The sequence below is a fragment of the Microbacterium sp. MYb64 genome, assembly GCF_002979495.1.
GTDB lineage: Bacteria > Actinomycetota > Actinomycetes > Actinomycetales > Microbacteriaceae > Microbacterium > Microbacterium azadirachtae_A.
Genome location: NZ_PCOW01000009.1, coordinates 84442 through 95631 on the forward strand (window position 1 = coordinate 84442; position 11190 = coordinate 95631).

Here is an 11190-nt window from a genome sequence, read left to right on the forward strand (position 1 = left end):
AGCCCGCGGCCATCGCGGGTCACTTGAAAGTTACCGACTATGACGGGGATCGGGCATCCTCGTCCGTGTCGCTGGAGTCAATGGTTACAAACATGAGATCACATGCGCTCGTCCGTGCTCATATGAGCAGATCACTCTGACCATCCCTGCTTTCGTGCAGAGTCGTGCGCATCTGCTGATGAACCGCCGGCGCGTCAGAGCACGTCGTCGCGGCCGTTGAGCTTGAGCGACTCCACGACGCCCTTCACCCGCTGCGCGTGCTCGATGGTGGTCACGAGCAGCGCATCAGGGGTGTCCACCACGACGATGTCCTGCACCCCGACCAGGCTGATCACCCGGGAGGTCTGGCTGACCAGGATCCCGCTCGCCGCGTCCGACAGCACGCGCGCCGAGGGGCCGAGCACGGCCAGGTCGTTCTTGCGCCCGTTGAGGATGAGCTTGGTGAGCGAGGCGAAGTCCCCCACGTCGTCCCAGTCGAAATGGCCGGGCACGACGGCCAGCCGGCCGCCCTCGGCCGCCGGCTCGGCGACGGCGTAGTCGATCGCGATCTTCGGGAGCGCCGGCCACACCCGGTCGACGACCGCTCCACGGCGATCGCGATCGTCCCACGCCTCTGCGAGCTCGAGGAGCCCCGCGTGCAGCGCGGGCTGGTGCCGCTCGAGCTCCGCCAGCAGCACGTCGGCGCGGCTGATGAACATGCCCGCGTTCCAGAGGTAGCTGCGGTCCTCGTAGTAGGTCTTCGCGGTGGCCAGATCTGGCTTCTCCACGAACCGCTCGACGAGCGACGCCTCGCGCACGCCGTCCACGTCGAGCTCCTCGCCCTGCTTGATGTAGCCGAAGCCGACCGCGGGCTCGGTCGGGGTGATCCCGATCGTGACGATGAACCCCTGCCGTGCGACCTCGACGGCGTCGCGCACGGCGAACTCGAACTTGCGGGTGCTGCGGATGACGTGATCGGCGCTGAAGGATCCGATGATCACGTCCGGCTCGCGGCGGTGCAGGATCGCCGCGGCGAGTCCGATCGCCGCTGCCGACTCGCGCGGCTCCGACTCCAGGAACACGTTCCGGTCCGGGATGCCGGGGAGCTGCGCCTCGACGGCGGCCCGGTGCGCACGACCCGTCACGACCGCGATCCGGTCGTGTCCCGCGAGCGGTTCGATCCGGTCCCAGGTATCGCGCAGCAGCGACTGTCCAGAGCCGGTCAGGTCGTGCAGGAACTTCGGCGCGTCCGCGCGGGACAGCGGCCACAGCCGGCTCCCGATGCCCCCTGCGGGGATGACGGCGTAGAAGTCGGGGATCGGCTCGCGCATGGTCACCAGAGTAGCGAGCGCCCCCCGAGCGACTCCTCCGAGCCCGCGCGCACGATCGCAATCGTGCATGGTTCCGATCGCAGAAGCGCATCGTGCTAAGGGTCGCCTTCGTCGCTCCCAGCCAGCTGACAGGAATAGGATGAGGGGGATCGGACGCCTGCGCGCCGCGATCCTTCGCTATCGATCAGGGAGGACGACTGTGTCCGCAAGCACTCGCTTGACACCTTCGATTGCGGAAACCACGTCCAAGACGCCGCGCGGCACCCTCTACCGGGGTCGCGAAGGCATGTGGTCCTGGGTTCTGCATCGCATCACCGGAATCTCCATCTTCTTCTTCCTCCTGGTGCACGTGCTCGACACGTCGCTCATCCGGGTCTCGCCGGAGGCGTACGACGCCGTTCTCGGCACGTACAAGAACCCGATCATGGGGCTGGGCGAGACGGTGCTCGTCGCCGCGATCGTGTTCCACGCGCTCAACGGCCTGCGGATCATCCTGGTCGACGTGTGGTCCAAGGGCGCCCAGTACCAGCGGCAGATGTTCTGGATCGTCATCGGCCTCTGGCTGGTGCTGATGGCCGGTTTCGCACCGCGCCACCTGATCAACGTGTTCTCGCACGTGGGAGGTGCGAGCTGATGGCCGCTGACGTCTTCACCACGCAGCACATGGCGGCTCCGCGCCGCAACAAGGGCTTCAACATCGAGAAGTGGGGCTGGATCTACATGCGCGTGTCGGGCGTCGTGCTCGTCGTGCTGATCTTCGGCCACCTGTTCGTCAACCTCATGCTCGGCGAGGGCATCCACGCCCTGGACTTCGCGTTCGTCGCCGGCAAGTACGCGACGCCGTTCTGGCAGTGGTGGGACGTGCTGATGCTGTGGCTGGCGCTCATCCACGGCGCCAACGGCATGCGCACGGTCGTCAACGACTACGTCGGCCACTCGGGTGTCCGAAAGACGATCCTGGTCGTGCTCGGCCTGGCCACCGCGCTGCTCATCCTGCTCGGCACCCTCGTCGTGTTCACCTTCGACCCCTGCAACGGCGTGTTCGAGAGCGGCGCCATGTGGGACACCTGCAAGGCGCTGGGCAAATAGCCCGGCGATCGGCGACGAGACAAGCTCCCCCGCGGCAGCGGCGAGAAAGCTCAGAGAATAGGCAGAACCAGTGACCACTGAGACCCAGGATTCCGTCGTCAAGAACGGCGTGCACCACCATCAGTTCGACATCGTGATCGTCGGCGCCGGCGGCGCCGGGATGCGAGCGGCGATCGAGGCCGGCCCCGGCGCGAAGACCGCGGTGATCTCGAAGCTCTACCCCACCCGCTCCCACACGGGCGCGGCGCAGGGCGGCATGGCCGCGGCGCTCGCGAACGTCGAGGAGGACAGCTGGGAGTGGCACACCTTCGACACCGTCAAGGGCGGCGACTACCTCGTCGACCAGGACGCGGCGGAGATCCTCGCCAAGGAGGCCATCGACGCGGTCATCGACCTCGAGAACATGGGCCTTCCGTTCAACCGCACGCCCGAGGGCAAGATCGACCAGCGTCGCTTCGGCGGGCACACGGCCGAGCACGGCAAGACGCCCGTCCGGCGTGCGTGCTACGCGGCGGACCGCACCGGTCACATGATCCTGCAGACGCTGTTCCAGAACTGCGTGAAGCTCGGCATCAACTTCTTCAACGAGTTCTACGTGCTCGACCTCATCACGGTGAAGGACGAGGCGGGCAAGACCGGCATCGCCGGCGTGGTCGCCTACGACCTGTCCACGGGTGAGCTGCACGTCTTCCACGCCAAGGCCGTGATCTTCGCGACCGGCGGCTTCGGCAAGATCTTCAAGACCACCTCGAACGCGCACACCCTCACCGGAGACGGCGTCGGGATCGTGTGGCGCAAGGGCCTGCCGCTGGAGGACCTCGAGTTCTTCCAGTTCCACCCGACCGGCCTCGCCGGTCTCGGCATCCTGCTCACCGAGGGCGCACGCGGTGAGGGCGCGATCCTGCGCAACGCCTCCGGCGAGCGCTTCATGGAGCGCTACGCCCCCACGATCAAGGACCTCGCACCGCGCGACATCGTCGCTCGCTGCATGGTGCAGGAGGTCGCGGAGGGCCGCGGAGCGGGCCCGCACAAGGACTACGTGCTGCTGGACTGCACGCACCTCGGCGCCGAGGTCCTGGAGACCAAGCTCCCCGACATCACGGAGTTCGCGCGCACCTACCTCGGCGTCGACCCCGTCGTCGAGCCGGTCCCCGTGATGCCGACCGCGCACTACGCCATGGGCGGCATCCCGACCAACAACAGCGGCGAGGTGCTCGCCGACAACGACACGATCGTCCCCGGTCTGTACGCCGCGGGCGAGTGCGCCTGCGTGTCGGTGCACGGCGCCAACCGCCTCGGCACGAACTCGCTCCTGGACATCAACGTGTTCGGCAAGCGCAGCGGCCGCAACGCCGTCGAGTACGTCAAGACGGCCGAGTTCCTGCCCCTCCCCGAGGCGCCGGAGACCGCGGTCAAGGAGATGCTCGAGGGCCTGCGGAACAACGCGGGCACCGAGCGCATCGCCGTGCTGCGCAAGAAGCTGCAGGAGGAGATGGACAAGGGCGCGCAGGTGTTCCGCACGCACGACTCCCTCCAGCACGTGCTGGGCGTGATCGCGGAGCTCCGCGAGCGCTACAAGAACGTGCACGTCGACGACAAGGGCAGCCGGTTCAACACCGATCTGCTCGAGGCCGTCGAGCTGGGCTTCCTCCTCGACATCGCCGAGGTCGTCGTCTACGCCGCGCAGAACCGCGAGGAGAGCCGCGGCGGCCACATGCGCGACGACTTCCCGAAGCGCGACGACGAGAACTACATGCAGCACACGATGGCGTACCTGACCGGCGACCCGCACTCGTCGACGCCGAGCGACCACATCAAGCTCGACTGGAAGCCGGTCGTGTTCACGAAGAACGAGCAGGGCGAGTTGAACTACCCGCCGATGGAGAGGAAGTACTGATGTCCGCCGCCGTCGTTGAGGAAGTCGTCTCTGAGGCCGTCGTCGAAGACACCGGCGTGCAGTCCTTCCTCGTCACGTTCAACATCCGCCGCTTCGACCCCGAGGTCGACAGCGAGCCGCACTGGGTCGACTACGACGTGGAGCTCTACGCGACCGACCGCGTGCTCGACGCGCTGCACAAGATCAAGTGGGAGGTCGACGGATCCCTCACGTTCCGCCGCTCCTGCGCGCACGGCATCTGCGGATCCGACGCGATGCGCATCAACGGCCGCAACCGCCTCGCCTGCAAGACGCTGATCAAGGACCTGGACATCTCCAAGCCGATCTACGTCGAGGCGATCAAGGGCCTGCCGCTCGAGAAGGACCTCGTCGTCGACATGGATCCGTTCTTCGCCGCGTTCCGCGAGGTGAAGCCGTTCCTGCTGACCACCAGCGAGCCGGAGAAGGGCAAGGAGCGCGTGCAGTCGATCGCCGACCGCGCGATCTTCGACGACACCACCAAGTGCATCCTGTGCGCCGCGTGCACCTCGTCGTGCCCCGTGTTCTGGACCGACGGGCAGTACTTCGGCCCCGCCGCGATCGTGAACGCGCACCGCTTCATCTTCGACTCGCGCGACGACGCCGCCGACGTGCGCCTCGACATCCTCAACGACAAGGAGGGCGTCTGGCGCTGCCGCACGACCTTCAACTGCACCGAGGCCTGCCCCCGCGGCATCGAGGTCACCAAGGCGATCGCCGAGGTCAAGCAGGCCGTCCTGCGCGGTCGTCCGTAACAGGACCCGTTCCGCACCTCCGGAGAGGCGCCACCCCGTGCGGGTGGCGCCTCTCCGCGTCTCCCCCACTCGGCGGCAGGCGACCGCGGAGCACTCGCTAGGGTGAGATCGTGGTGGATTCGGAGCCGGAGCTGCGTGCGCGCTTCGAGGCGCCCATCGAGCGGGCCGCGGCGATCACGCGGCGGACGATGCAGGCCTTCCCGATCCGGGTATGGCGGCGGTTCCTGCAGCGCAACGGCTTCCTGCTCTCCGCCGGGATGAGCTATCAGGGCCTGTTCGCGGTGTTCGGGCTCCTCTACCTCGCGTTCGCCTCTGCGGGGCTCTGGCTCGGCGGCAGCGACCAGGCGATCGCCCTGGTGACGGCGATCGCGAACAGCTACATCCACGGCATCATCGGCGAGAACGGGCTCGTGCATCCCGATGCCGTGCAGGGCTTCGCCGCGGAGGCCACGAACGTGCTGAGCATCACCGGCATCGTCGCCGCCGGCGTCGTCGCCTGGACCGGCATCACCGCCGTGACCTTCACCCGGCGCGCGGTGCGCGACATCTTCGGGCTCCCCTACGACAACCGCAGCTTCGTGCTGCTGAAAGTGCGCGACGGGCTCGCAGGGGCGGCCTTCGGACTCGCGCTGCTGGCCGGGTCCGTCCTCGGCTTCGTCGGCGTCTGGGCGCTGCGGCAGGTGTTCGACCTGTTCGGCTGGCACGTCGGCACCACGGTCTTCGATGTGGTGACGCGGCTGGGCTCGGTCGTGGTGATGTTCGCGATCGACTCCGCGGCGATCGCGCTGCTCGTACGGTTCCTCACCGGCACGCGGCTCGCCTGGAGCACGATCCTGCCCGGGTCGATGCTGGGCGGCGGAGCCGTCGTGGTGCTGCAGCTGGGCGCCGGCCTGCTGCTCGCGCACTCCCCCAACAATCCTCTGCTCGCGACGTTCGCGGTGATCATCGCGATGCTGCTGTGGTGCCGCTGGGTGGCGGTCGTGATCCTGGTCGCCGCGGCGTGGATCGCGCTGACCGCCGAGGATCGGGATCAGCCGCTGCAGGAGGTCGACGAGGACGCCGCGCACCGCGCGGAGCTGGCAGCGCTCGTGCTCGCCGCGGAGGTGCGGCTGCGCCGCGCGGAGAAGGAGCACGAGACCGCGCCGTGGTGGCGTCGGCGCGCGACGGCGCGCGCGGTGCGCGAGGCCCGCGAGGAATGGGGCGACGCGCTCGCGGACGAGGCGGCCGCCGCTCCCGCGGAGGACGAGGAGGGCATGCTCGGCCTGCTGCTCGAAGGTCCGCGGCGGGAGCGGGCTCCGCGCCGGAACGACGATGTCGGGGGCGCTCGTTAGGCTGGGAGCCATGCCCCACCTGCGTATCGCCACGGTCAACGTCAACGGGATCCGCGCCGCGGTCCGCAATGGAATGCACGGCTGGCTCGACGACGCCGGCGTCGATGTGCTCACCCTGCAGGAGGTGCGCGCGCAGGACGAGCACCTCGAGGCGGCGTTCCCCGGCTGGTCGATCCTGCACGACGAGGCCACGGCCAAGGGCCGCGCGGGCGTCGCTGTGCTGAGCCGCGAGCCCGCCCTCGCCTCCCGGACGACACTGGGCGCCGAGGACTTCGACTCGAAGGGGCGCTGGCTCGAGGCCGACTTCTCGCTCGGCGGCTCGCCGCTCACGGTCGTCAGCGCCTACGTGCACAGCGGTGAGGCCGACACTCCGAAGCAGGACGAGAAGTGGAAGTTCCTCGATGCGATGACCACGCGCATGGGCGAGCTGGGCGCCGACGGCGCCCTCGCCCTCGTCACGGGCGACCTCAACGTGGGTCACCGGCCCCTCGACATCCTGAACTGGAAGGGCAACGTCAAGAAGTCCGGCTATCTGGCTCGCGAGCGGGCCTACTTCGACCGCTTCCTCGGCGCCGCCGGCGAGCCGGCCGTGGGTCAGGAGGGCATCGGCCGGGGAATGGTCGGGCAGCTCAGCGACACCCGCCCCTACGCCGCGGAGGGCGGCGGCAAGGGCCTCGGCTGGGTCGACGTGGGACGTGTCGCGGCCGGCGAGGTCGCGGGCCCGTACACCTGGTGGACCATGCGCGGCCAGGCCTTCGACAACGACTCCGGCTGGCGCATCGACTACCACCTCGCCTCGGCGCCGCTCGCCGCCCGTGCGACGAACTACCGCGTCGCCCGCGCCGCGACCTACGCCGAGCGGTGGAGCGATCACACCCCGGTGCTCGTCGACTACACGTTCTGAGTCTCAGCCCGGTCCCCGCCGCCGGGAGACGGTCGGGTGCTCGTCACGGTCACCATAGGATTGATCCGTGACGAAACCCCGCCTCTACTCCGGAATGCAGCCCTCCGCCGACTCCCTCCAGGCCGGCAACTACATCGGGGCCCTGCTGCAGTGGCGGGACCTGCAGAACTCCTACGACGCGTTCTTCTCCGTCGTCGACCTGCACGCGATCACCGTGCCGCAGGATCCGGCCGAGCTGCGCGAGAAGACCCGTCGCACCGCCGCGCAGTACATCGCGGCCGGGATCGAGCCCTCCCAGTCGACGCTGTACGTGCAGTCGCACGTGCGCGCACACGCGGAGCTCGCCTGGATCCTCAGCACCATCACCGGCTTCGGCGAGGCCGGCCGGATGACCCAGTTCAAGGACAAGTCGTCGCGCTTCGGCGCGGACGCGACCTCGGTCGGCCTGTTCACCTACCCCGTGCTGATGGCCGCCGACATCCTGCTCTACCAGACCGACGTCGTGCCGGTGGGCGACGACCAGAAGCAGCACGTGGAGCTCACGCGCGATCTCGCGGAGCGGTTCAACTCCCGCTTCGGTGAGACGTTCGTCGTGCCGATCCCGGTGATCCAGAAGGACACCGCGCGGATCTACGACCTGCAGAACCCCACCTCGAAGATGTCGAAGTCGGCCGAGACCGACGCCGGCGTGCTGTGGCTGCTGGACGACCCGGCGAAGTCGGCGAAGAAGATCATGCGCGCCGTGACCGACAACGAAGGATCCGTCCGGTACGACCGCGAGAACAAGCCCGGCGTCTCGAACCTGCTCACGATCTACGCGGCGCTCACCGGCCGCCAGATCCCCTCGATCGAGGACGAGTACGCGGGTCGCGGCTACGGCGACTTCAAGAAGGGTCTCGCCGAGGTCGTCGTGAACGAGTTCGGCCCGGTGCGCGAACGCGCGAACGAGCTGCTCGCCGACCCTGCAGAGCTGGACCGCATCCTCGCGGCCAACGCGGCCCGTGCCGACGAGGTCGCCGACAGGACCCTCGCCGCGGTCTACGACAAGGTGGGTCTGCTCCGCCGCGTCGTGCTCTGAGGCGACCGGTCGTCTGCAGGACGTCCTACGCGTCGAACTCAGTCGATTCCGTGCGCCATCGTGCATCGCGGCGCATCAAGCGCCGAAATCGACTGAGTTCGGAACGACGAGCCGTCGCGCCCGCCGGAGCCCGCGCAGACCCCGAAGCGCCAGGACGACAGCTTCCCGGTCGTACAGTATGTCTTCGGCGACGAGTCTCAGCACGCAGAATCCCCATGCCGCCAGACGGCGATCCCGTTCGTAGTCGCGGAGCCGCTGTTTCCAGCTCTCGTGATGCGCCCTCGAATCGCATTCGACGACCAGCCAGCCATCGAGCACCATGTCCACACGGGCGAAGCCGAATTCGACCTGGGGCACGACGGCGAACCCCAAAGTCCTGGCGGCGATGCGCACCAGCGTTTCCGGACCGGACTCTGCCCGCCCATCGACCATCCGGCGCAGGGCCCGCATGCGCCGAGGGGCGATCTCGAACACCTCCTCGAGGCCATCGAGATCTATCAGGCGCTGGTGCAGCGCGCTGTCCAGCGATGCCACGGAATCTCGTGGCTCCTGGCAGGACATCGCCTGTGCGAGTGCCTCGACGATGGGAACTTCCAGGTCATTCCACGGCGCCGAGCACGCACGCCAGTGCCGCACGATTCCGCGTGGCGGACGGATCTGCCGCGAGGAATGCGGCGTCATCTGCACGTGCAGGGGGTGGCTCGCCCGCACGAACACGCCGGCGAGCGCGAGTGCGCTGACGCAATCGACACGTCCGCCCAGCTGCCCGGCCCGGACCGCCGGGACAGCGCTGCCCGCCACCGTGTACTGCCCCTTCCTCAGCCGGATCAGCACGCCATGCCGCACCGCTTCGGTGATGTCCCTGCCGGTGTGCCCCTCGGCACGGAGCTCGAATGTCCGGAATCGCTGGTCGATCATGGACCCGAGGATGGCGAGTCCTCGACGGTCTCGGGGGCGCCCCGACGAAACTGGTGCGCAATCGGGCCGCTGTCACATCTGTGGAGGACGAACGAGAACGACGGTCCACCATTGCGAACTCAGTCGATCCGGGCGATGCCGCGGCCGAGAACGACGAGGCGGCCCGAATCGACTGAGTTCGTGGCGAGGGGGAAGCGAGACCGCGGCCTACTCCCCGCCTAGGCTGGGTCGATGGAACCCGCAACCCTCCGCACGGAGCGACTGGTCCTGCGCGCCCCGACCTCGGCGGATGCGGATGCGATCACCGAGGCGTGCCAGGATCCGGAGATCCCGCGCTGGACGACCGTTCCTAGCCCCTATGCGCGCGAGGATGCCGAGGACTTCATCCGGCTCGTCGGCGAGTGGTGGGAGGACGGATCCGAGACCGTGTGGGCGGTGTTCGCGGACGACGTCCTGGTCGGTTCGATCGGGCTGCACCACATCGCCGACCACAGGACGGGCGGAGACGCCGAGCTCGGGTACTGGGTCGCGGCCCCGGCTCGCGGTCACGGCTACCTCACCGAGGCCGCCCGCGCCGTGATCGACTGGGGCTTCGCCGAGCTCGGGCTCGCCCGCATCGGCTGGCGCGCCGTGGTGGGCAACATCCCGTCCGCGCGCAGCGCCCGTGCCCTCGGCTTCCGGTTCGAGGGGACTCACCGCCGGTTCCTGACCAGCCCTCGGGGCCGGGACGACGGCTGGGTGGCGGGACTTCTGCGGACGGACGACCGCACGCCGGTCGCCTGGCCGATCGACCTCGGCTGAGGCCTCCTCCCCGGCCGCACCACCGGGCGGCATCCGGACCGGCCTGCCCCGATGTCGGACAGGGGTGGCAGGATGAACGCATGCCGGAGATGCCTGAGGTGCAGGGGCTGGTCGACTTCCTCGCGGAACGCGCGGTCGGGCTCACCATCACGCGTGCCTCGGTGTCGGCGATCGCCGCGCTCAAGACCTTCGACCCGCCCGTGACCGCGCTGGCGGGCTCGCGCATCGAGGGTGCGGAGAGGCACGGCAAGTTCCTGGATCTGACGCTCGAGAGCGACGCCGAGCCGCACCTGCACCTCGTGTTCCACCTCGCCAAGGCCGGATGGCTGCGCTGGTACGACGCTCTGCCCACCACGCTGATCCGCCCCGGCAAGTCGCCGATCGCGCTGAGGATCGCCTTCGACGACGGGAGCGGCTTCGACCTCACGGAGGCCGGCACGAAGAAGTCCCTCGCGGTGTACGTCGTCCGGGATCCGGCCGACGTTCCGGGCATCGCGCGGCTGGGCCCAGATCCCCTTGATCCGTCGTTCTCGCGCGAGGTGTTCGCGGCGCTGCTGGACGGGCGGCGCACCCAGATCAAGGGCCTGCTGCGCGACCAGGCCGTGATCGGCGGCATCGGCAACGCCTACTCCGACGAGATCCTGCACGCCGCCCGGATGTCCCCCTACGCACCTGCCGGGGGCCTCGGCGATGCCGACGTCACCCGGCTCTACGACGCGATGCAGTCGACGCTCCGCGAAGCCGTGGCCGAGGCGAGCGGCAAGCCGCCCGCCGACCTCAAGGACGCGAAGCGGCGCGGCATGCAGGTGCACGCCCGCCGCGGCGAAGCATGCCCGGTCTGCGGCGACACGGTGCGCAGCGTGTTCTTCGCCGACCGGTCGCTGGAGTACTGCCCGACCTGCCAGACCGGCGGCAAGGTGCTCGCGGACCGTCGGCTGTCCCGGCTGCTGAAGTGACGCCGCGCGCGACATGGGGTGTCACAGAACCATCCACCGGAATGAAACCAGCACCGGCGCGTTGACTAAGCTGAGAGCAATACAACGTGCTCCGGGGTCGGTGAGAATCCGAACCGGCGGTGACAGTCCGCGA

Annotated in this window: 11 protein-coding genes; 9 read left to right on the top strand and 2 right to left on the bottom strand. The window is 68.9% G+C overall.

Translation table 11 applies throughout. The features are described 5' to 3' along the window. Positions 1–194 precede the first annotated feature (194 nt). Positions 195–1310, bottom strand: a complete 1116-nt coding sequence (locus tag CQ044_RS10260; RefSeq protein WP_105688376.1) for a mannose-1-phosphate guanylyltransferase — start codon at positions 1308–1310, stop codon at positions 195–197. A 199-nt stretch (positions 1311–1509) separates the two neighbouring features. Here CQ044_RS10260 and sdhC point away from each other — a divergent pair, with 199 nt between their 5' ends. From sdhC to trpS, 7 genes are all read left to right on the top strand, one after another. After that, positions 1510–1944 carry a succinate dehydrogenase, cytochrome b556 subunit gene (gene sdhC / locus CQ044_RS10265; protein WP_258133246.1) on the top strand — a complete coding sequence of 145 codons (435 nt, stop codon included), beginning with the start codon at positions 1510–1512 and terminating at the stop codon, positions 1942–1944. Next, the gene (locus tag CQ044_RS10270; protein WP_105688378.1) at positions 1944–2399 is read left to right on the top strand and encodes a succinate dehydrogenase hydrophobic membrane anchor subunit; all 456 of its coding nucleotides are present in this window, start codon (positions 1944–1946) and stop codon (positions 2397–2399) included. Before sdhC ends, CQ044_RS10270 begins: the two co-directional genes overlap by 1 nt. A 70-nt stretch (positions 2400–2469) precedes the next feature. Then, positions 2470–4296 carry a succinate dehydrogenase flavoprotein subunit gene (sdhA, locus tag CQ044_RS10275; RefSeq protein WP_105688379.1) on the top strand — a complete coding sequence of 609 codons (1827 nt, stop codon included), beginning with the start codon at positions 2470–2472 and terminating at the stop codon, positions 4294–4296. Continuing rightward, entirely contained in the window at positions 4296–5069 is a 774-nt protein-coding gene (locus CQ044_RS10280; RefSeq protein ID WP_105688380.1) for a succinate dehydrogenase iron-sulfur subunit, read from the top strand. Before sdhA ends, CQ044_RS10280 begins: the two co-directional genes overlap by 1 nt. Before the next feature lie 110 nt (positions 5070–5179). Beyond that, the gene (locus CQ044_RS10285; RefSeq protein ID WP_258133247.1) at positions 5180–6400 is read left to right on the top strand and encodes a YihY/virulence factor BrkB family protein; all 1221 of its coding nucleotides are present in this window, start codon (positions 5180–5182) and stop codon (positions 6398–6400) included. A 10-nt stretch (positions 6401–6410) separates the two neighbouring features. Continuing rightward, the gene (locus tag CQ044_RS10290) at positions 6411–7304 is read left to right on the top strand and encodes an exodeoxyribonuclease III (RefSeq protein WP_181158271.1); all 894 of its coding nucleotides are present in this window, start codon (positions 6411–6413) and stop codon (positions 7302–7304) included. 67 nt (positions 7305–7371) lie between these two features. Further along, positions 7372–8382, top strand: a complete 1011-nt coding sequence (trpS, locus tag CQ044_RS10295; protein WP_105688382.1) for a tryptophan--tRNA ligase — start codon at positions 7372–7374, stop codon at positions 8380–8382. A gap of 75 nt (positions 8383–8457) precedes the next feature. On the opposite strand, the gene CQ044_RS10300 is transcribed toward trpS, so the two are convergent. Next, on the bottom strand, positions 8458–9300 hold the full coding sequence (locus CQ044_RS10300) for an endonuclease domain-containing protein (protein WP_105688383.1): 843 nt from the start codon (positions 9298–9300) through the stop codon (positions 8458–8460). A 231-nt stretch (positions 9301–9531) separates the two neighbouring features. On the opposite strand from CQ044_RS10300, the gene CQ044_RS10305 reads away from it, so the two are divergent. Together CQ044_RS10305 and CQ044_RS10310 are read left to right on the top strand one after the other, a co-directional pair. Continuing rightward, positions 9532–10101 (top strand): GNAT family N-acetyltransferase, encoded by a 570-nt coding sequence (locus tag CQ044_RS10305; protein WP_105688384.1) that lies wholly within the window; start codon positions 9532–9534, stop codon positions 10099–10101. A gap of 80 nt (positions 10102–10181) precedes the next feature. Further along, complete coding sequence (locus CQ044_RS10310) at positions 10182–11057, top strand: Fpg/Nei family DNA glycosylase (RefSeq protein ID WP_105688385.1); 876 nt, start codon at positions 10182–10184, stop codon at positions 11055–11057. Positions 11058–11190 lie beyond the last annotated feature (133 nt).